Genomic DNA, 20,665 nt, shown 5'->3' with positions numbered 1-20,665 from the left:
CGAAGATGAACTCCCGGAAGGACGACGACGGGGTACGCGGAGGCGAGGCCCTCGACGAGGCCGCAGCCCACTGGCCGGCCCCCGTTGCGCTGGAGTCGCTCGACGCGCGGGTGCACCTGCCTGGTTCGAAATCACTCACCGGCCGGGAGCTCGTACTCGCGGCTCTCGCAGATGGCCCCGGTGTGCTGCGGGCACCGCTGCATTCACGAGACTCCGCACTGATGATCGATGCTTTGCAAAACCTCGGAGTCGACATCGAGCGAATCCCCGGCGGCGATCCGGCAGTCCCCGACCTGCGCATCACCCCCGCTGAGGAACTGACCGGGTCCACCTCGATCGCCTGCGGTCTCGCGGGAACAGTCATGCGCTTTGTTCCTCCAGTCGCGGCCCTTGCACTCGGACCGGTCGCATTCGACGGCGATCCGCATGCGAGGAAGCGTCCGATGCGCCCCGTATTGGACGCATTGCGCTCGCTCGGCGCCGACATCGCCGATGAAGGCCGCGGAGCACTGCCGTTCACCGTGCACGGGCGTGGCTCGCTGCGCGGCGGACGAGTCGAAGTCGACGCGTCGCTCTCCAGCCAGTTCGTATCCGCACTGCTACTTTCGGCTCCGCGCTTCGACGAAGGCGCACATGTCGTGCATATCGGCGACCGTCTGCCGAGCGTGCCGCACATCGAGATGACGCTCGAGACGCTTCGCGCTCGCGGCGCCATCGCCGATTCACCGACCCCCGGCGAATGGCGCGTGCAGCCCGGTCCGATCCGAGCCCGCGATCTCGTGATCGAACCGGATCTTTCGAACGCAGCACCGTTCCTCGCCTCCGCACTCGTGGCCGGAGGGAGCGTGAGCGTGCCGAACTGGCCCGACACCACGACGCAGGTCGGCGACCGGCTCCGGCAGATACTGCCGGAGTTCGGCGCGGACGTCGCCCTCGACGATGGGGTCCTCACAGCGACCGGAAACGGAACCATCCGGGGGGTGCATCTGCACGTTCCCGAGGCAGGCGAACTTGCTCCGACCCTCGTCGGCCTCGCAGCCTTGGCCGACGAACCCAGCGAGATCACCGGCATCGGTCACATTCGCCACCATGAGACCGACCGCATTGCCGCCCTCGTGGCTGAGATTCGCGGACTCGGCGGCGATGTCGACGAGTTGGAGGACGGCATCGCGATTCGCCCCGCCCCCCTGCACGGAGGCGTCTGGCACAGCTATGCCGACCACCGCATGGCGACCACCGGCGCCCTGATCGGGCTGCGCGTCGACGGAGTCGAAGTCGAAGACATCGCCAGCACGTCGAAGACACTCCCCGACTTTCCAGAATTGTGGGCCCGAATGCTCGGACAGGACTCTGCAGCAGTATCTGGCCCGCAGCACGAGCTGAATGGCGGCGCTACATCTGCGGATCCGCTTCTCTTCGATCTGCCCGAACCCGAGGCAGGGCCGTACTGGGGATGAGTTGGCTGAGCCTCGACGATGATCCGGACGACCCCTATGCCGAGTACGCCGACCATGCGGTGCGAGAGCGTCCGAATCCGAAGGCGAACCGCCCTCGCACCAAGCGTCGCCCTGAACACTCGGACGCCGTCATCGGCATGGTGACCGGGGTCGACCGGGGCCGGTACACCGTGCTCGTGAGTGCTGGCGCCGATCAGTCGGATTCGCGCGAGCGCACGGTACTCGCGGCACGCGCACGGGAGCTGCGACGCACTCCGATCGTCATCGGCGACCGAGTCCAGCTCGTGGGCGACACGAGCGGTGACGAAGGATCCCTGTCGCGCGTGGTCGGGTTGGAGGACCGTCGCACGATGCTGCGTCGCAGCGCCGACGACAGTGACACTGTCGAGCGGGTCATGGTCGCGAACGTCGACCAGATGCTCATCGTCGTCGCCGCGACGAACCCCGAACCCCGTGTGCGCCTCGTCGACCGGTACCTGGTCGCCGCCTATGACGCCGGCATCGAGCCCATCCTCTGTATGACAAAGGTCGACCAGGCCGATCCGGCACCGTTCCTCGATCACTTCCACGCACTCGAAGTGCCGGTGCTGCAGTCGGCCCCCGGTCGGGAACCGGCCGCGAAGATCCGCGAGATGCTTGCCGGAAAGACCACGGTGTTCGTCGGTCACTCCGGAGTCGGCAAGTCGACACTCATCAACGTGCTCGTTCCTGAGGCGCAGCGAGCAACAGGGCATGTCAACGAGGTGACCGGACGCGGACGACACACCTCGTCGTCGTCGATCGCGTACCGTGCCAAGACTCCGGGCAGTCCCAACGGTGAGACCGGCTGGGTCATCGATACTCCGGGGGTACGCTCCTTCGGGCTCGGCCATGTCACCGGCGATGCCGTGCTGCGTGGGTTCACAGACCTCGCTGAGCTCATTGAACTCTGCCCGCGCGGGTGCACGCACCAGGAAGATGCTCCCGACTGCGAACTCGACGCCGCCATCACCGATGGGCGACTTGACGAGGCGGGCGCGCTGCGGGTCGACTCGCTCCGCCGACTTCTGAAGTAGGTCTTGCTCAGGCGGTCTTCACGCCGAGCAGTTGCTCGCCCGCGCCTGCCGCTTGCATTCTCCTCTACCGTGGGAGATGCGGCACGAATTTACGGCGGGAATGCGGCACGAATCGCTCCTTGACCCGCTCCACAAGCACCATTTGCGCCCCATTAGATTGCAGCGACCAGTTCACGCTGTGCACAGACACTCAGACTCCATCGCCGGGTCCCAGGGTGGATGCCATGCCCCGCTCATCACAGCCACTCCCTCAGCGTCTCGGAACCACATTCTCCGTCGCCGAAGCACGCGCCTCCGGTGTTTCTCAGGGCCGCCTCCGGAACCGCAACCTCGAGAAGCCCTTCCACGGCGTGCGCGCGAAACACTCGTCCTCCACACCCGGCACCAGTCATAGCGGGGACTGCTTTGCCCGTGCGAAGCATCTTGAGCTCGAACTCATCGACGCGTTGTCGAAGCGTCTGGTTCCAGGACAGTTTTTCAGTCACCGGAGCGCCGCGTTCCTCTGGCAGATCCCGCAGCCTCACCTGTGCACGCCAGAACTCCACCTGAGCACGCTCAGGCCCCAGAGCGCACCACGCATCCGCGCCGGCACAGTGCCAGTCTTCGGTCACGCACTGAACGCGTCGCGCACCCAAGTCACCGTCGTACACGGGTTCCCGGTCACCGACCCTGCGTCCACGTTTGCGATGCTGGGCAACCTGTGCCTCACGGATCTAGTCGCAGCTGGAGACGCGCTTGTCCGAAAGTACCGCGGAGGGCACGGCCGCCGACACGTGGGCAGAGCCCCGGTCGCAACAGTCGAAGAGCTGAAACAAGCTGTCAGCCTTGGGCAATGGAAAGGCATGACTCGTCTGCGTGAGGCACTGTCCCTGATACGTGAAGACTCCTGGTCGCCCAAGGAATCCAGTACCAGGGTCATCCTCGTCACTGCGGGACTCCCCGATCCAGAATTGAATGTCGACATCTACGACAGGGAGGGGTTCTTCATCGCCTGCGCTGACATGGTCTTTAAGAAGTATCGGGTCATCACCGAGTATCACGGCCTCATGCACGAGAGCAGCTACGCGCAGGACATCGAACGAGTGGAAGCTCTACGCAACGCCGGCTGGGAGGTCATCCAAGTCACACGTGCGCTGGAACGTTACCCGACCCGTTTAGTCGCTCGCGTCGCGGCTGCGCTGCGTCGAGGAGGCTGGGCCGGATGAAGCAACGCCCGCCGCATCACTTCAGACACAAAGTAATGCGGCACGAATTGCTGCTACCCATAGGTTAGGAGAGCAATTCGTGCCGCATTGCGGAATGCGTCGGTTCAGCTGGACCCCGACAGCTCGATCCCGGGAGCTGAACCGGCGTAAGTTAGATTCCGTCGATGATGCCGTTCAACGTCGACGACGGGCGCATCACCTGGGCCACACGCTCAGGGTCCGGACGGTAATAGCCGCCAATGTCCGCGAGCGATCCCTGCACCGCATTCAGCTCCGAGACGATCTGCGTTTCGTGCTCAGCAAGCTGTTCGGCCACCGGACCGAAGGCCGCTGCCAGCTCCGCATGATCCGACTGCTGAGCAAGCTCCTGCGCCCAATACAGGGCCAGATAGAAGTGGCTCCCCCGGTTATCGATCGTGCCGAGCTTGCGACCGGGCGAGCGATCCTGCTCAAGGAAGGTTCCTGTCGCCCGGTCGAGCGCCGCAGCCAGGACCCGAGCCCCGTCGTTCCCGGCGAAATCGGCGAAGTGCTCGAGCGAAGCCGCAAGGGCGAAGAACTCGCCGAGCGAATCCCAGCGCAGGTAGTCCTCCTCGAGCAGCTGCTGCACGTGCTTCGGGGCGGAACCACCGGCACCGGTCTCAAACAGGCCTCCGCCCGCGAGCAACGGGACGATCGACAGCATCTTCGCGCTCGTACCCACTTCGAGAATCGGAAAGAGGTCGGTGAGGTAGTCGCGCAGAACGTTGCCGGTCACCGAGATGGTGTCTTCCCCGCGGCGCAGACGGCTCAGCGTATAGCGAGTCGCCTCCTGCGGTGCGAGAATCGCGATCTGAGCGCCCGTCGCATCGAGCGTCGCGAGCGCCTGGTGCACCTTCGCAATGAGCTGCGCATCATGCGCCCGATTCACATCGAGCCAGAACACGGCCGGCACGCCGGTGATGCGTGCTCGGTTCACAGCGAGCTTGACCCAGTCGATCACCGCGATGTGCTTGGTCTGCGTCGCACGCCAGATGTCTCCCGCGCCGACCTCGTGCTCGATGACGACGTCGCCGTCGCCGTTGACAACCTGCACCGTGCCTGGAGCGGCGATCTCGAAGGTTTTGTCGTGGCTGCCGTATTCTTCGGCGGCCTGCGCCATGAGGCCGACATTCGGCACGGTGCCGATGGTTGCGGGATCGAGCGGACCGTGCTCGATAACGTCATCGATAACCGCCTGGTAGACACCCGCATACGAGGAATCCGGGATCACCGCGATCGTGTCGGCCTCATCGCCATCTGCGCCCCAGAGCTTGCCACCATTGCGGATGAGTGCGGGCATCGAGGCATCGACGATGACGTCGGACGGCACGTGCAGATTGGTGATGCCCTTATCGCTATTGACGTAAGACAGGCGCGGGCCCTGTTCGATCGCCGCTGCGAACTCAGCGGCGATCTCCTGGCCGCCGGCAATATCTGCCAGCCCTGCAAGGATGGATCCGAGACCGTCGTTCGGGGTCAGACCAGCTGCTTCGAGTGCCGCGCCATGCTGCTCGAAGACGCGCTGGAAGAAGACCTTGACGACATGGCCGAAGATGATGGGGTCGCTGACCTTCATCATGGTCGCCTTGAGGTGCACCGAGTAGAGCACGTCATCGGCCTGGGCAGCGGCGAGGGTCTCGCTCAAGAACTCGTCAAGCGCCTGGGCCGAGAGGAAAGTAGCGTCGACCACCTCACGAGGAAGCACCTTGAGATCGTCTTTGAGTACGGTCTGCGTGCCATCCTCAGCGATGTGCTGAATCGTCAACACGTCGTCATGCGCGGCAACCCACGACTTCTCATTCGCTTTGAAGTCGTCGTGCCCCATCGTGGCAACGCGCGTCTTGGATCCCTCGGCGAAGGGCTTGTTGACGTGCGGGTGATTGCGAGCGTAGTTCTTGACCGAGGCGGGAGCACGACGGTCGCTGTTGCCCTCGCGCAGCACCGGGTTCACGGCCGAGCCCTTGATGCGGTCGTAACGCGCACGGACGTCCTTCTGCTCGAGCGACTCGGGCTCATCGGGATAATCAGGGATGTCGAACCCCTGCGCCTGCAGCTCCCCGATCGCAGCCTTGAGCTGCGGAATCGAGGCAGAGATGTTCGGCAGCTTGATGATATTGGCCTCGGGCAGAGTCGCGAGTCCGCCGAGCTCGGCGAGGGCATCGCCCACCTGCTGTTCCGGGGTCAACCGCTCGGGGAAGGCCGCGAGGATTCGCCCCGACAGCGAGATGTCGCGGGTCTCGAAGGCGATGTCCGCAGAACGCGTGAATGCCTGGACGATCGGCAAGAAGGAGGCCGTAGCCAGCGCCGGTGCCTCATCGGTGTGGGTGTAAATGATGGCGGAGTCGGTCAAGTCTCGTAATCCTCCAGGTCTTTGCTGCGCGATTTTCCACCTCTAATGCTAGCGCACTCGGCCCAAAAATATCTTGACATCAAGAGACTTGGCCTCGGGAAAACACTCCCCGAGGCCACGCCGATTACTTCATCATTGTTGCGATGGTGTCGCGTCAGTGACACGACGCTGACCCGATGATCTTCGCCTCTCGATCACGCGAACTGATGCATCGTGTTTCCTGTACCACCGGCCTTGAGCGCCGCCTCCCCGGCGAAGTACTCCTTGTGGTTGTCGCCAATGTCGCTGCCAGCCATGTTCTGATGCTTCACGGTGGGGTTCCCCTGCCGGATCTCCTGCCGTTGCACGTCGCGAACGTAGGCGAGCATGCCCTCGGCCCCGAAGTACCCTTGCGCGAGGTTATCCGTCGAGAGTGCCGCGGTGTGGTAGGTCGGAAGGGTGATGAGGTGATGGAAGATTCCGGCACGAGCGGAACCATCGCTCTGGAATGTGCGGATCTTCTCATCGGCGATCCGGGCGAGTTCGGTTCCGTCGTAGTCCGCACTCATGAGATCGTCTCGATCGTAGGCGGAGAGATCCTGGCCCTGTTCCGAGAGCAGATCATACACCTGTTGACGGAAGTTGAGCGTCCAATTGAACGACGGGCTGTTGTTGTAGACGAGTTTCGCGTTCGGCTCCGCCTCACGAATACGGTCGACCATCCCTGCGATCTGCTCGACATGAGGCTTCTCGGTCTCGATCCAGAGCAGGTCCGCCCCATGACGCAGGGAGGTGATGCAGTCCAGCACCACACGATCCTCGCCAGTTCCAGGGCGGAACCGGAAGAGGTTGCTCACGAGTCGCTTCGGACGCAACAGCTTGCCATCTCGCTTGATGACCACGTCTCCGTTGCCGAGATGCTGCTCACTGATCTCTTCGACATCCAAGAAGGAGTTGTAGCGGTCACCGAGATCTCCCGGCTGCTGCGTGACCGCCAGCTTCTGGGTGAGTCCCGCCCCCAGCGAATCCGTGCGGGCGACGATGACACCGTTCTCGATACCGAGTTCGAGGAAGGCGTAGCGCACCGCATTGATCTTCGCGATGAAGTCCTCATGCGGAACGGTGACTTTCCCGTCTTGGTGGCCGCATTGCTTTTCGTCGGATACCTGGTTCTCGATCTGGATGGCGCACGCACCCGCCTCGATCATCTTCTTCGCGAGCAGATAGGTGGCCTCCGGGTTCCCGAAGCCCGCATCGATGTCGGCGATGATCGGCACGATATGGGTCTCGAAGTTCTCGATCTGAGTCTGAATGAACTCGGCCGAAGTGTCGTCACCGGCCGACCGGGCTTCATCGAGCTGCGAGAAGAGGAGGTCGAGTTCCCGCGCGTCGGCCTGCCGCAGGAACGTGAACAGCTCCTCGATGAGCGCGGGCACTGCGGTCTTCTCGTGCATCGACTGATCGGGCAGCGGACCGAACTCGGAACGAAGAGCTGCAACCATCCACCCGGAGAGATAGAGATAGCGCTTATTGGTGCTCTTGAGGTGCTTCTTGATCGAGATCAGCTTCTGCTGGCCGATGAACCCGTGCCACACACCGAGCGACTGCGTGTATACGGAAGAGTCGGCGTCATACTCCGCCATGTCCCGTCGCATGATGTCTGCCGTGTACTGCGCGATCTCCAGACCGGTGCGGAACCGGTTCTGAGCTCGCATGCGCGCGACGGACTCGGGGTCGATCGCATCCCACGGCGACCCGTGCTGCGCCTTCAGCGCCCGCACGGCGTCGATGTCGTCTTGGAACCTGCTCATGGTGCATGCCTTTCACCTGGTTGATGCTGTGATGTAGTTCCACTATTCGGAGCGACATCGCCCGATCGGACTACTTTTCTTTGCAAACTTTCGTGCTATTTCTACTGGGCGGAAGCCCAACGCCTCACCGGGCGGCGCGGATCAGCTGTCGAGGAGATACCGCTCGCATCCCGGAACCGTGAGGAACGGCGGGAAGTCGATTCCGAGCGCCACCTCCGCAAACAGCTCGGCTGCCGCATCGAAACGATCACCCGGGAATCGCTCGAGTTCGGCGAGGGTCTCGGTAACGATCCGGCGCACGCCGTCTCGCGTGATCAGCGAACCTTCCTCCGTTCGCTGATCCTGGTGGATCCACTGCCAGATCTGCGAGCGGCTGATCTCGGCGGTCGCCGCATCCTCCATCAGGTTGTCGATCGCCACAGCGCCCTGACCGCGCAACCAGGCCTCGATGTACCGGATCGCCACCGAAACGTTCGAACGCACCCCCGCGTCGGTAACGCCTCGCCCGATACGCACATCGAGCAGCTCCTTCGCCGTGACCTGAACGTCGTCGCGCTGCCGGTCGACCTGGTGCGGGCGGTCGCCCAGTACCGCATCGAACTCGGCTCGAGCCACCGGGATCAGATCGGGGTGAGCCACCCAGGTGCCGTCGAAACCATCACCGGCTTCCCGTCGCTTATCGGCCCGTACCTTCTCCTCGGCGAGCTTCGTCGCCTCCGGGTCGCGGCGGTTCGGAATGCAGGCGCTCATACCGCCGATGGCATGTGCCCCGCGCTTGTGGCACGTCTGCACGAGCAATTCAGTGTAGGCGCGCATGAACGGCACCGTCATAGTGACCTCGTTGCGATCGGGAAGCACGAACCTGGCGCCGCGTCCGCGATAGTTCTTGATGATCGAGAAGATGTAGTCCCATCGCCCGGCGTTGAGTCCCGCAATGTGGTCCCGCATCACATACAGGATCTCCTCCATCTCGAAGGCTGCTGGGAGCGTCTCGATGAGCACAGTGGCACGGATCGTGCCGTGCTCCAAGCCGAGCGCGTGCTCGGTGTAGGTGAAGACATCGTCCCAGAGTCGCGCCTCTTCACTCGATTCCAGCTTCGCGATGTAGAAGTAGGGTCCGCGCCCACGGGCGACGAGCTCTTGCGCGTTATGGAACGCGTACAGACCGAAGTCGACCAAACTGCCTGACGCGGCCTGGCTGCGTCCGAGCGCATCGACGAAACGAAGATGGTTCTCGGCGAGGTGCCACCCGCGCGGTCGCATGACGATCGTGGGCGTCTCGGTTGCGGTGACACGGTATTGCTTGCCCGGTGTCGACCCACTGCCGAGGCCCGTGTACTCGAGCTGTCCGCGAATGGCGTCGAAGAGCGACAATTGACCTCCGATGACGTTGCGCCAGGTGGGGCTCGTCGCGTCCTCCTGATCGGCGAGCCACACGTTCGCACCGGAGTTCAGCGCATTGATCGTCATCTTCGGATCCGTCGGTCCGGTGATCTCAACGCGGCGATCGACGAGTCCGGGGCCAGGGCCGGCGACACGCCAGCTCATGTCCTCGCGAATGTGACGGGTGTCCTCCCTGAACGCCGGGTCGGCGCCGATGCCGATCTCGTACCGGCGGCGCTGACGGCCGGCGAGACGATCGAGTCGGCGGTTCGCGAAACGCAGATGGAGTTCAGCAAGGAAGCCGAGCGCCTCAGGGGTGAGGATCTCGTCTCCTCGCTCAATGCTGGGACCGATGTTTTCGATCCGCGCACTCGGGACGGCCTGCTTCGCGGTTGCCATGAATTCCGGTGCTTCAGCGCCGGCCGGAGTCGTGCCGCTGGCCTGGGTCGTGGTGCTTGTCGGGCGCTCGATGGTCGCGATCGGTGTATTCAACGTTCACTCCTTTGTGTTCGCCTCTCCCGGAGACGAGAGCGGACTGTTTCGGTTGTTTCCATCCTGAGCGGCACTGAAGCGCTTCCGTCAGAAATATTGAAGAGAAATTCACGACTTTTTCCGTTCGACCGAAGTTCATGGCAGCATGGGGCCATGAACTCGCACCTCGCACCTCCTCGTGCTCCCCAAACAGCCAGCGGTGTCGCTGACGAGCAGCCGGGTGATGCACTCACGCTCGGACGCCGGATCCGCGAGCGGCGCATTCGGCTGGGGCTCACTCTCGAGCAACTCGCGGGAGAGGTCGATCGTTCACCGTCACAGCTCTCCGCGATCGAGAACGGCAAACGCGAACCACGACTCCCGGTGCTGCGTGCAATTGCCGTTGCCCTGGACGTCACTGTCGATGATCTGCTCGCCGAAGAGGCGCCGAGCGAGCGAGCCGCTCTCGAGATCGCGGTCGAGCGCGCGCAGCGCGGCCCTGTGTTCGCCTCCCTCGGGCTGCCACCGGTGCGTGTGTCGAAGACGACGAGCGACGAGACGCTGCGCACGATCCTCGGTCTGCACCAAGAGGTCGAGCGTCTGAATCGTGAACGCGCCGCCACACCCGAGGAGGCCCGACGCGCGAACACCGAGTTGCGCGCCGAGATGCGTGTAGCCGGCAACTACTTCGCGGATCTCGAACGCGCCGCAGCCGACTTGCTCGAGCGTGCGGGCCACACCACCGGTCCCGTCTCCCAGCAGACCGTTTCACGCATCGCCGAGCAGCTCGGCTTCAGCCTGCACTATGTGCCGGATCTGCCGCACTCGACGCGATCCGTCATCGACCGGCGCAATGGCCGCATCTACCTCGGTGGCAATCGTGTTCCGCGCGACCCGCGCACCCCGGTGCTGCGAGCCCTGGCGAGCCTCGTATGCGAGCATCATGAGCCCAGCAATTACGGCGAGTTCCTCCGCCAGCGGGTCGAAGCGAACTATCTCGCCGGCGCCGTGCTCCTGCCTGAGCGGTCTTCGGTCGAACTGCTCTCCGACGCGAAGAAGCGTAAGGAGATTTCGATGGAGGATCTGCGCGATGCGTTCGGCGTCTCCTACGAGATGGCGGCGCACCGTTTCACGAACCTTGCGACGAGGCACCTCGGCATGCCCGTGCACTTCATGAAGGCGCACGAGTCGGGCACCCTCATCAAGGCCTACGAGAACGACGGCGTGCAGTTCCCATCAGACGCCCTCGGCAACCTGGAAGGTGCGACCGTGTGCCGCAATTGGACCGCGCGAACAGTATTCGCCCAACCTGACCGCTTCAATCCCTGGTACCAGTACACCGATATGGCTTCGGGCGGAACGTACTGGTGCACGTCGCGCATCGAGAAGGCGCGCGAGGGCCTCTACTCGGTCAGTGTTGGCGTGCGATTCGCCGATGTGAAGTGGTTCCGCGGGCGGGAGACGACTTCGCGGACTCGGTCGTTCTGCCCTGACGAGCAGTGTTGCCGACGTGCGTCCGACCACCTCACCGAGAAGTGGGAGTCGTCGTCTTGGCCGGAGGTCGCTTCTCCGACCAGTCTGCTGGCCGCCCTGCCGACCGGCACGTTCCCCGGCGTCGATGCCCACGAGGTCTACGACTTTCTCGAAGCCAACGAGTGAGCCCAGCGTGTTCCTCTGCACGGAGCCGCTCGGCTGACTGAGGCCTTTCGGCTCCGCTACGCTGGTCGCATGAACGAACGCGTGATTCTCGAGCCCGGTCAGACCGCCCCCGAATTCTCGCTGAGCGATCAGCACGGCAACACGGTGTCACTCGCCGATCTGCGCGGAGAGCACGTCATCCTCTTCGTCTACCCTGCTGCGATGACGCCGGGCTGCACCAAGGAAGCCTGCGACTTCCGGGACTCCATCGAGCCGCTTCGCGCTGCCGGATACCGCGTGCTCGGAATCTCGCCGGACGAGACTGAGAAGCAGCTTCGCTTCGCCGAGCGCGATGGCCTCGACTACCCGTTGCTCAGCGACCCCTCACGCGCGACTCTCGTCGCTTACGGCGCATTCGGCGAGAAGAAGAACTACGGCAGGATCGTGCAGGGAGTCATCCGCTCGACCTTCGTGATCGACCCCGCGGGCAAGATCGAGCATGCGCTCTACAACGTACGCGCGACCGGACACGTCGAGCGGGTGCGGAAGCTGCTCGGCATCTGAACTTCTGTATGCCGGCTTCGGTATCTCAGCTTCGGCGCCTAACCTTCGGCCGAGTTCAGGCCGTTACCCCGCTCGCTGCCTCGCACGTCGGGCCTAGCCAGCACCGCGGCGAAGAAGCCGAGCAATGACAGCACGACCAGCACCCAACCGAGCAACGGGGTACCCACGATGCCCTGCAGCACACCGGTACCCGCCGCAAAGATGAGCACGTGGATCGTGATCGCAGAACCGCGCGCCCAACCGGCCCGACGCGCCGCAGCCCCATACAGCGTCGCCGCGATCCAGATGAACGCGAACACCGCAGCAAGCAGGATGCTCAGCCGCTGGGCGAAGGGATCCTCCGTTGCCGCGAACGAACTGCTGAGCACACTCCAGAGCAGCACCGCTCCCCCGATGACCTCGATGAGCAGCACCATCGAAAGTACCCGCCACGCACCGCGTGCACGCGTCGCCGCCCGCCGTTCTTCTTCGCTCACATCGACGTCGAAGCCCCGCTCTGGCACTCCCATGGAAACTCCTCCGCACTCAGGGATGACGGGCAAATGACCCGTCGGTAACAAATTGACTATTGATTTGCCACTACATACATGGAACTATATATTCCGTCGAGTTTCGCGCACACCGACGTGAGCAATCTCATTCACGTAACGGTACGGCGCGAGATCAGGCTGCATGCCTCTAGGTCCCGTGTGCGTACTACCGCACATTACTAGGAGGACACACACCATGGATTGGCGTGAACAGGCTGCTTGCCTCACCGTAGACCCCGAACTCTTCTTCCCGGTCGGGAACACCGGCCCGGCGGTCGACCAGATCGAGCGTGCGAAGTCGGTCTGCGCTCGCTGCACCGTCACCGAAATGTGCCTGCAGTATGCGATGGACACCGGCCAGGATTCCGGCGTCTGGGGCGGCCTCAGCGAAGACGAGCGTCGCGCCCTCAAGCGCCGCGCCGCACGCGCCCGCCGCGCATCCTAAGCCGCGAATGAGAAAGGCCCCGGGGAAACCCGGGGCCTTTCTCATTGCCTGAGAGCCGATTGCGACTCAGTCGGTGCCGGCGTCGAACGCGGCCGACAAGCCGAGCTCGTCCGCGTCTTCGTCGATGCCGGGCACAGCATCGGCGATCTGCTCCGCACCGCCTGCCTCGAGCTCGCCCACGACATCCGCAGTCGAGCTACCGACGAGGCCCATCGTTGCGTACTGCTCGAGGCGCGAACGCGAGTCGGCGATATCGAGATTGCGCATCGTGAGCTGACCGATGCGATCTTCGGGTCCGAACGCAGCTCCCACAGTGCGCTCCATCGAGAGCTTCTCCGGGTGGTAGCTGAGGTTCGGCCCCTCGGTGTTGAGGATCGTGTAGTCGTCGCCGCGACGCAGGCGCAGAGTGACCTCGCCCGTGATCGCGGTGCCGACCCAGCGCTGCAGCGACTCGCTCAGCATGAGCGCCTGCGGGTCGAACCAGCGGCCTTCGTACATCAGCCGGCCGAGCTTACGCCCCTCGGTGTGGTAGCTCGTGAGCGTATCTTCATTGTGGATAGCGTTCACGAGCCGCTCGTACGCGATGTGCAAGAGGGCCATGCCGGGCGCCTCGTAGATACCACGCGACTTCGCCTCGATGATGCGGTTCTCGATCTGGTCGGAGACGCCGAGACCGTGACGACCACCGATCGCGTTCGCCTCGTAGACCAGAGCCACCGGATCGTCGAACTCCACGCCGTTAATCGCGACGGGACGGCCTGCCTCGAAGCGCACCGACACCTCTTCTGTGGCGACCTCGACGTCCTCACGCCAAGCCGGGACCCCCATGATGGGCTCGACGATGTCGAGGCCCGTGTCGAGGAACTCAAGTCGCTTCGCCTCGTGGGTCGCCCCCCAGATGTTGGCGTCCGTCGAGTATGCCTTCTCCGCCGAGTCACGGTAGGGGTAGCCATGTGCGACGAGCCACTCGCTCATCTCCTGGCGACCGCCGAGTTCTTCCACGAACTGCTTGTCGAGCCACGGCTTGTAGATGCGCAGTGCCGGGTTCGCCATGAGGCCGTAGCGGTAGAAGCGCTCGATGTCGTTGCCCTTGTAGGTGGAGCCATCGCCCCAGATATCGACGCCGTCCTCCTTCATCGCCCGAACGAGCAGCGTGCCCGTGACCGCGCGACCGAGAGGAGTGGTGTTGAAGTACGTCTTCCCACCCGAGCGCACATTGAACGCGCCGGTCTGCAACGCGAGGAAGCCCTGCTCGACCAGCGGACGCTTCGCGTCGACGAACCGTGCGATCTCGGCACCGTACTCCTTCGCCCGACTGGCGACACCGTCGATGTCGGGCTCGTCGTACTGGCCGATATCGGCAGTGTAGGTGCAGGGAACAGCACCCTTGTCGCGCATCCACGCGACTGCGCACGAGGTATCGAGACCGCCGGAGAAGGCGATGCCGACGCGCTCGCCCACGGGAAGAGAAGAAAGAACCTTGGACATAGGTTCCATTCTAGGGTCTGCACGGCACTCGGAACGCCGCGCCCTGTTACTACGCCAGTCGATGGAACTGGGTGGCGCCGGCAGCGCTAGGTGCCGGCGCCGCACAGCGTCAACTCCACTGAGCGTCAGAGGAGGCCGAGTTCGGCTACCGCCTCGCGTTCCGCCACGAGCTCCTCGACGGAGGCGTCGATCCTGGCCTGCGAGAACTCATCGACCGTGAGTCCACCGACGATCTGCCAGGCTCCGCCCTCAGATACGACGGGGAACGACGAGACGAGCCCTTCGGGCACGCCGTACTCACCGTGCGAGACCACAGCGGCACTCGTACGACGTCCGCCTGTGCCGAGCACCCAGTCACGCACGTGAGCGATCGCAGCGTTCGCCGCAGACGCCACCGACGAGCCACCACGTACATCGATGATCTCGGCCCCCCGCTTGGCGACCCGATCGATGTAGGCGCCCCGAGCCCACCCGGCAGAGACCGCATCCAGCGCCGGTCGACCCGACACTGTCGCGTGACTGAGGTCCGGGTACTGCGTCGCGGAATGGTTGCCCCAGATCGCCACACCCTCGACCTCGCTCACGGGCACGGAAAGCTCCTCAGCCAGTAGCCCGACCGCGCGATTGTGATCGAGGCGGCTGAGCGCACTGAAACGATCGTCGCCCACATCGGGCGCATGCTGCCGAGCGATGTACGCATTGGTATTCGCGGGGTTGCCGACGACAGTGACCCGCACGTCGTCAGCCGCGTTGTCGTTGATCGCGCGCCCCTGCGGCCCGAAGATCGCCCCATTGGCCGAAAGCAGATCGCTGCGTTCCATCCCCGCGGTGCGGGGCCGGGACCCGATCAGCAGCGCGAGGTTCGCCCCGCTAAAGGCGACATTCGGGTCATCGGTGATCTCGACGTCGGCGAGCAAAGGAAACGCACAATCGACCAGCTCGAGCGCCGCACCCTCCGCACCGCGCATACCCTGAGGAATCTCGAGCAACCGCAGTCGCACCGGCTGATCTGCGCCGAGCATGTCGCCGGCCGCGATCCTGAACATCACGGCGTAGCCGATCTGTCCGCCGGCTCCGGTAAGGGTGATCGTCAGAGGAGTGTTCGTCATTGAACGCCTTTCGTTAGTACGCCGACAGTACGACGTCACGCCCGTAGAGTCAACGGGCGTCGAAGGTATCGGGATCCGGCCCGAAATTGGTACCGACCTCAAGACTGTCAATCGCACTCATCTGCGCGTCGCTCAAGGTGAAGTCGAACAGATCAGCATTCTCGATCATGCGCTCGCGATGCGTCGTCTTCGGAAACACGATGCGATCTTGCTGGAGGTGCCACCTGAGCACCACCTGAGCAGCAGTTTTGGCATGAGCCTGGGCGGCAGAGATGACCTCGGGTCGCTCCAGCAGATCGGACTTGCCCTGGGCGAGCGGCCCCCACGCCTCGATCGCGATGTCGCGCTCACGGCAGAACTCGACGAGTTCGCGCCTCTGGTGCATCGGGTGCAGCTCGATCTGGTTCACTGACGGAACGACTCCCGTCTCGCCGATCAGCTCGCGCAAGTGATCGATCTCGAAGTTCGAAACACCGATAGACGTCGCCTTGCCCGACCCCAAGATCTCGACGAGTCCGCGCCAAGCTCCGAGTGCTTCACCGAACATCGGCTGCGGCCAGTGGATGAGATACAGGTCGACATGATCGAGTCCCAGCCGCTCAAGACTGGCCTCGAAGGCGGCGTGAGGTTCGGCCTGGTCCGAGTTCCACAGCTTCGTGGTGACGAAGAGCTCGTCACGGTCAAGACCACTCGCCGCGATCGCACGGCCCACGGCCGCTTCGTTCTCGTAGATCATTGCGGTGTCAATGTGCCGGTACCCGACCTCGAGGGCGTCAGAAACGACTCGCTCGGTCTCGTCGGCCTCGACCTTGAACACGCCGAAACCGAGCTGTGGGATGCGGTTGCCGTCGTTCAGCGTCACCGCTGGAACCTGAATAGCGTCCATGTGCCTTCGAACCCCCGAATGCCGTGTCTCTTGGTCGGACATCCCAATGCTATGTCCGCAGATACACATTTCTCCATGTAGTCACCAGGCGCGCCGCATTCGGCAATCAAGCCAGATCGCCGCACGCGCGGCCACTCGAACCGCGATAATGGGACGGTCATGACGAACCTTCCGCCACGCATCTCCTTCCCTGAAGACCTGCCCGTCTCACAGATGCGAGATGAGATCGAGGCGGCCATCCGCGACCATCAAGTCGTGATCGTGGCCGGTGAGACCGGCTCGGGGAAGACGACCCAGCTCCCGAAGATCGCGCTTTCACTGGGGCGCGAACGCATCGCCCACACACAGCCTCGCCGCATCGCTGCCCGCACGATTGCCGAACGCATCGCTGACGAGTTGGGTTCTGATCTCGGCGATCTCGTCGGGTACCAGGTGCGCTTCACAGACCGAGTCTCGGAGCACACTCGGATTCGCCTGATGACCGACGGAATCCTCCTCAACGCGATCCACCGTGATCGCGATCTCACCGCGTACGACACGATCATCATCGATGAGGCGCACGAACGCAGCCTCAACATCGACTTTCTGCTCGGGTACCTGAAGACGCTGCTTCCCCGGCGCCCCGATCTCAAGGTCATCATCACCTCCGCGACGATCGACCCCGAGTCCTTCGCGAAGCACTTCGCGCTCCCTGATCCGGCCGACCCCCAGACTGAGATCCCAGCCCCGGTCATCGAAGTCTCCGGTCGCACGTATCCGGTGGAGCTGCGCTACCGACCGCTCGTGGCAGAAGAGCCCCAGAAGATCGAGCGAGACCTCTTCGACGCCATCGGCGACGCCGTCGAGGAGCTGGGACGCGAAGCCCCGGGCGACGTACTCGTGTTCCTCAGCGGTGAGGCCGAGATCCGCGACGCAGCCGACGCACTGCGCGGCCGGCTCGGAGCGAACCGTGCTCGACCGATCGAGATCCTTCCGCTCTACGGTCGTTTGAGCGCTGCCGAGCAGCACCGTGTCTTCGAACGACCGACAGGGGCGAACGCCGCGGCCCGCCGCATCGTACTCGCCACGAACGTGGCAGAGACGTCATTGACCGTCCCGGGCATCCGATACGTGGTCGACGCGGGAACCGCCCGGGTCTCACGCTATAGCGCCCGCAGCAAGGTCCAGCGTCTGCCGATCGAGGCGGTGTCGCAGGCGAGCGCCAACCAGCGATCGGGCCGCTCCGGCCGCACCAGTCCCGGCATTGCGATCCGGCTCTACAGTGAGGAAGATTTCGAGAGCCGCCCCGAGTTCACCGAGCCCGAGATTCGTCGCACCGGTCTCGGGAGCGTGATCCTGCAGATGCTTTCATTGGGGCTCGGCGACATCGCCAGGTTCCCCTTCCTCACTCCCCCAGATCAGCGCGGCATCTCCGACGGGCTCGGGCTCCTCACCGAACTCGGTGCGGTGGAAGCCCCCGCAGGTTCGGGATCGCGCGGTGCAGGATCGCGCGGCCATGGTTCGCAGTCGCGCAATTCGCGGCGCCGCGGCGCCAGCCACAAGAGCGCAGGTAGCCACCGGATCACGAAGATCGGCCGTGAACTCGCACGACTGCCGATCGAGCCGCGCTTCGCTCGCATGGTCATCGAAGCACGGCGCCATGACGCGGTTCCTGAAGTGCTCGCCATCGTCGCCGGCCTGACCATCCAAGACGTGAGGGAGCGCCCGCAAGCAGAGCGTGGCCGAGCCGACGAGCTCCACGCCCGCTTCGCGGATCCTCAAGGCGACCTCATGACCCTGCTGAACCTCTGGAATCACCTGCAGGAGCAGCAACGGGAGCTGTCATCGAGCGCATTCAGACGGCTCTGCAAGGCCGAGTATCTGAACTTCCTGCGCGTACGCGAATGGATGGACCTGTTCCGTCAGCTCTCGCGAATCGCGAAACCGGAGCGCCGGCAGACTCGCGAGGGAGGCCCGAGCGAGGCGATCCACCGCTCCATCCTCGCCGGTCTCCTGTCTCAGCTCGGCGTGCGCGATGATCGGCAGGATCGCAGCGTCCCGTCACGCGGGCGTTCCGCCGCAGGGGCCGTCAAGCGGCGGCCCGCCCAGGAGTACGTCGGATCGCGCGGCACCCGCTTCGTCCTCTACCCGGGCTCGGTGCTTGCGAAGAAGCCCCCGGAAGTGGTCATGAGCATCGAACTCGTGGAGACGAGTCGACTCTTCGCACGGTCGAATGCGGTCGTTGACCCTGCCTGGGCTGAAGAGCTCGCCGGCCCCCTCGCGAAGCGGCAGATCTCTGAGCCGCACTGGGAGAAGAAGCAGGGAGCAGCCGTCGCCTACGAACGAGTCACCCTCTTCGGCGTGCCGATCGTCGACCGGCGGCGGGTTCAGCTCTCCCGCTTCGACCTCCCTCAGGCGAGGGAGCTGTTCATCCGCCACGCACTGGTCGAGGGCGACTGGTACGGCGGCGAGCGCGACTCGCCGCACGCCTTCGACCGCGCAAATCGGCAGCTGCGTCGCGAGCTCGAACAGCTCGAGGAGCGCACCCGTCGCCGAGACATCGTCGGCGACGACGAGACGGTCTTCGAGTTCTACGACGACCGCATTCCCGCGGAAGTCGCTTCAACCCGGGACTTTGAGGGCTGGTGGCGAGGCAAACAGCAGACGCACCCTGACTTCCTGCGGCTGCGTCGCAGCGATCTGCTCGAGGACGATGCCGCGGAGGTCGATGAGAGCGAGTTCCCGCGGCAGTGGCGGCACGGCGATCAGACGCTGAAGCTCCGCTATCGCTTCGACCCGACCGCGGAAGACGACGGTGTCACGGTCACCGTACCGCTGCCCCTGCTCCCCAGGCTCGAAGGATCAGCGTTCGATCAGTTGGTGCCCGGCATGCACGAGGAACTCGTGACGGGGTTGATCAAGACGCTCCCGAAGTCGATCCGCAAGCATGTCGTTCCGGCGGCGGACTGGGCGCGCACGTTGCTCGAGGCTGTCGGACCAAGGCTTGCCGCGAACGCAGCGGGCGGATCCGAAGCTTCTGCGCTGACGAAGTTGCTCGCCGATGAGATTCGGCGCCGCACGAGCGTGATCGTCTCTCCCGATGATTTCGACCCGGCACGACTGCCCGCGCACCTGACCCCGACGTTCCGGGTGGTCGACGCGCGTGGGCGCACGCTGGGAACGGGCAAGGATCTCACGAGTCTGCAGCGCGCGCACAAGCGGCAGGCGACGGCCGGTGTCGCCCGGGTCGCCGCGGCCGCGCTGCCGAAGAGCGATCTGGAACGCAGCGGTGCCACGGATTGGTCGTTCGGTGATCTGCCCCGCCACGTCGACAGCGCATACGCACGTGGGCGTTCGGGCAGTGCCGGAGTCGTGCGCGCGTACCCCGCCCTCGTCGATCGGCGCACCAGTGTCGACCTCGTACTCGTCGCCGATGCTGCCGAGCAGGCGAGGCTTTCCCGGCGCGGCGTGCGCCGGCTCATCGCTTTGAGCTCCCCCTCACCGGCAAGCTATGTGCGCGACCACCTGTCCAATCATGAGAAGCTCCTGCTCGCGGCAGGCCCCTACCGCACAGTCGACCTGGCGATCGCCGATGTGTGCCTCGCAGTCGCTGATCGCGTCATCGCGAGACACGCTGCCGACGGACTCATCTGGCGCGAGGATGTCTTCCGTGCCGCAGCGGACGACTACGCGCGATCACTCATCGACGAGATCTACGGCGCCATCGACCTCACGGTGCGCACACTCGACGCGAACCGCACCGCCCGCAAAGCCATCGATGCTGCGAAGTCGATGCAAGTGCTCGGCCAGGTCGCCGACGCGTCACAACAGGTCGACGGGCTCGTGTGGGCAGGATCACGCGGAGCCGGGGCAGCGGGCGCTGGCACCGGCGCCGGTGCGAACGGCGGCGGCAGCTCCGACGGTTTCGTCTCTCGCACCGGTCTCGCCCGCCTCGAACGGGTTCCCGTCTACCTTGCAGCGGTGACCGCGAGGATGGCGGCGCTGTCGCAGAACTCCGGCCGCGACCGCGCCTGGCAGAACGAAGTGGATCGTGCCCGGGCGCTCTTCGCAGATGCGGGCGGGTCGATCCCACTGCCCCAGGATGCCCCCGAACCGCTCGTGCGCGCTCGGTGGTTGCTCGAGGAGCTTCGAGTCAGCCTCTTCGCGCAGCAGCTGCGCACCGCGGAGCCGGTGTCGCTGCAGCGCATTCAGAGAGTGCTGCGGGAGCTCTGATCCGCACGGAGCAGCTCGTCCGGTGACCCGGAATCTACCCACCGCGTATCAACCGAGCTGCATC

14 protein-coding genes are annotated in these 20,665 nt (G+C 64.5%); 7 read left to right on the top strand and 7 right to left on the bottom strand.

Features of this window, described 5'->3' with window-relative positions; all coding sequences use genetic code 11:
* The first annotated feature begins 5 nt into the window (after nucleotides 1-5).
* The 3 genes from aroA to ACUYV6_RS06685 all read left to right on the top strand — a co-directional run bounded on the left by aroA (nucleotide 6) and on the right by ACUYV6_RS06685 (nucleotide 3,717).
* Nucleotides 6-1,457: a 3-phosphoshikimate 1-carboxyvinyltransferase gene (gene aroA, locus ACUYV6_RS06695; protein WP_449277922.1), complete on the top strand. Its 1,452-nt coding sequence runs from the start codon at nucleotides 6-8 to the stop codon at nucleotides 1,455-1,457.
* Nucleotides 1,454-2,512 carry a ribosome small subunit-dependent GTPase A gene (gene rsgA / locus ACUYV6_RS06690; protein WP_449277875.1) on the top strand — a complete coding sequence of 353 codons (1,059 nt, stop codon included), beginning with the start codon at nucleotides 1,454-1,456 and terminating at the stop codon, nucleotides 2,510-2,512. Before aroA ends, rsgA begins: the two co-directional genes overlap by 4 nt.
* 224 nt (nucleotides 2,513-2,736) lie before the next feature.
* Entirely contained in the window at nucleotides 2,737-3,717 is a 981-nt protein-coding gene (locus ACUYV6_RS06685) for a hypothetical protein (RefSeq protein ID WP_449277874.1), read from the top strand.
* Nucleotides 3,718-3,868: 151 nt separating this feature from the next.
* On the opposite strand, the gene ACUYV6_RS06680 is transcribed toward ACUYV6_RS06685, so the two are convergent.
* The 3 genes from ACUYV6_RS06680 to aceB all read right to left on the bottom strand — a co-directional run bounded on the left by ACUYV6_RS06680 (nucleotide 3,869) and on the right by aceB (nucleotide 9,657).
* Nucleotides 3,869-6,085 (bottom strand): NADP-dependent isocitrate dehydrogenase, encoded by a 2,217-nt coding sequence (locus ACUYV6_RS06680; RefSeq protein WP_449277873.1) that lies wholly within the window; start codon nucleotides 6,083-6,085, stop codon nucleotides 3,869-3,871.
* Nucleotides 6,086-6,279: 194 nt separating this feature from the next.
* The gene (locus ACUYV6_RS06675) at nucleotides 6,280-7,875 is read right to left on the bottom strand and encodes an isocitrate lyase (RefSeq protein WP_449277872.1); all 1,596 of its coding nucleotides are present in this window, start codon (nucleotides 7,873-7,875) and stop codon (nucleotides 6,280-6,282) included.
* A 141-nt stretch (nucleotides 7,876-8,016) separates the two neighbouring features.
* Nucleotides 8,017-9,657 (bottom strand): malate synthase A, encoded by a 1,641-nt coding sequence (gene aceB, locus ACUYV6_RS06670; protein ID WP_449277921.1) that lies wholly within the window; start codon nucleotides 9,655-9,657, stop codon nucleotides 8,017-8,019.
* Between the two features lie 246 nt (nucleotides 9,658-9,903).
* Between aceB and ACUYV6_RS06665 the strand changes: the two genes are divergently transcribed.
* Both ACUYV6_RS06665 and bcp read left to right on the top strand, forming a co-directional pair.
* Nucleotides 9,904-11,388: a helix-turn-helix domain-containing protein gene (locus ACUYV6_RS06665; RefSeq protein WP_449277871.1), complete on the top strand. Its 1,485-nt coding sequence runs from the start codon at nucleotides 9,904-9,906 to the stop codon at nucleotides 11,386-11,388.
* A gap of 69 nt (nucleotides 11,389-11,457) precedes the next feature.
* The gene (gene bcp / locus ACUYV6_RS06660; RefSeq protein ID WP_449277870.1) at nucleotides 11,458-11,931 is read left to right on the top strand and encodes a thioredoxin-dependent thiol peroxidase; all 474 of its coding nucleotides are present in this window, start codon (nucleotides 11,458-11,460) and stop codon (nucleotides 11,929-11,931) included.
* A 38-nt stretch (nucleotides 11,932-11,969) separates the two neighbouring features.
* Here the strand turns inward: bcp and ACUYV6_RS06655 are convergent, their stop codons facing one another.
* Nucleotides 11,970-12,440, bottom strand: a complete 471-nt coding sequence (locus ACUYV6_RS06655; RefSeq protein ID WP_449277869.1) for a hypothetical protein — start codon at nucleotides 12,438-12,440, stop codon at nucleotides 11,970-11,972.
* Nucleotides 12,441-12,657: 217 nt separating this feature from the next.
* Here ACUYV6_RS06655 and ACUYV6_RS06650 point away from each other — a divergent pair, with 217 nt between their 5' ends.
* Nucleotides 12,658-12,906 (top strand): WhiB family transcriptional regulator, encoded by a 249-nt coding sequence (locus ACUYV6_RS06650; protein ID WP_208239240.1) that lies wholly within the window; start codon nucleotides 12,658-12,660, stop codon nucleotides 12,904-12,906.
* 66 nt (nucleotides 12,907-12,972) lie between these two features.
* On the opposite strand, the gene argG is transcribed toward ACUYV6_RS06650, so the two are convergent.
* The 3 genes from argG to ACUYV6_RS06635 form a co-directional block, all read right to left on the bottom strand.
* Entirely contained in the window at nucleotides 12,973-14,394 is a 1,422-nt protein-coding gene (gene argG / locus ACUYV6_RS06645) for an argininosuccinate synthase (RefSeq protein ID WP_449277868.1), read from the bottom strand.
* A 125-nt stretch (nucleotides 14,395-14,519) separates the two neighbouring features.
* On the bottom strand, nucleotides 14,520-15,503 hold the full coding sequence (locus ACUYV6_RS06640; RefSeq protein ID WP_449277867.1) for a malate dehydrogenase: 984 nt from the start codon (nucleotides 15,501-15,503) through the stop codon (nucleotides 14,520-14,522).
* Nucleotides 15,504-15,552: 49 nt separating this feature from the next.
* Entirely contained in the window at nucleotides 15,553-16,389 is an 837-nt protein-coding gene (locus ACUYV6_RS06635; RefSeq protein ID WP_449277866.1) for an aldo/keto reductase, read from the bottom strand.
* Nucleotides 16,390-16,548: 159 nt separating this feature from the next.
* Here ACUYV6_RS06635 and ACUYV6_RS06630 point away from each other — a divergent pair, with 159 nt between their 5' ends.
* Complete coding sequence (locus tag ACUYV6_RS06630) at nucleotides 16,549-20,601, top strand: DUF3418 domain-containing protein (protein WP_449277865.1); 4,053 nt, start codon at nucleotides 16,549-16,551, stop codon at nucleotides 20,599-20,601.
* Nucleotides 20,602-20,665 lie beyond the last annotated feature (64 nt).

This window comes from Leucobacter sp. GX24907 (assembly GCF_053567335.1).
This window is presented reverse-complemented; position numbering and strand designations above follow the sequence as displayed.

Bases quoted from the DNA above. Each gene is read 5' to 3' on its own strand.
- aroA (WP_449277922.1), top strand. From the start codon at position 6: ATGAACTCCCGGAAGGACGACGACGGGGTACGCGGAGGCGAGGCCCTC.
- ACUYV6_RS06630 (WP_449277865.1), top strand. From the start codon at position 16,549: ATGACGAACCTTCCGCCACGCATCTCCTTCCCTGAAGACCTGCCCGTC.
- aceB (WP_449277921.1), bottom strand. From the start codon at position 9,657: ATGGCAACCGCGAAGCAGGCCGTCCCGAGTGCGCGGATCGAAAACATC.
- bcp (WP_449277870.1), top strand. From the start codon at position 11,458: ATGAACGAACGCGTGATTCTCGAGCCCGGTCAGACCGCCCCCGAATTC.
- argG (WP_449277868.1), bottom strand. From the start codon at position 14,394: ATGTCCAAGGTTCTTTCTTCTCTTCCCGTGGGCGAGCGCGTCGGCATC.
- ACUYV6_RS06665 (WP_449277871.1), top strand. From the start codon at position 9,904: ATGAACTCGCACCTCGCACCTCCTCGTGCTCCCCAAACAGCCAGCGGT.
- ACUYV6_RS06650 (WP_208239240.1), top strand. From the start codon at position 12,658: ATGGATTGGCGTGAACAGGCTGCTTGCCTCACCGTAGACCCCGAACTC.
- ACUYV6_RS06635 (WP_449277866.1), bottom strand. From the start codon at position 16,389: ATGGACGCTATTCAGGTTCCAGCGGTGACGCTGAACGACGGCAACCGC.
- ACUYV6_RS06655 (WP_449277869.1), bottom strand. From the start codon at position 12,440: ATGGGAGTGCCAGAGCGGGGCTTCGACGTCGATGTGAGCGAAGAAGAA.
- rsgA (WP_449277875.1), top strand. From the start codon at position 1,454: ATGAGTTGGCTGAGCCTCGACGATGATCCGGACGACCCCTATGCCGAG.
- ACUYV6_RS06685 (WP_449277874.1), top strand. From the start codon at position 2,737: ATGCCCCGCTCATCACAGCCACTCCCTCAGCGTCTCGGAACCACATTC.
- ACUYV6_RS06675 (WP_449277872.1), bottom strand. From the start codon at position 7,875: ATGAGCAGGTTCCAAGACGACATCGACGCCGTGCGGGCGCTGAAGGCG.
- ACUYV6_RS06640 (WP_449277867.1), bottom strand. From the start codon at position 15,503: ATGACGAACACTCCTCTGACGATCACCCTTACCGGAGCCGGCGGACAG.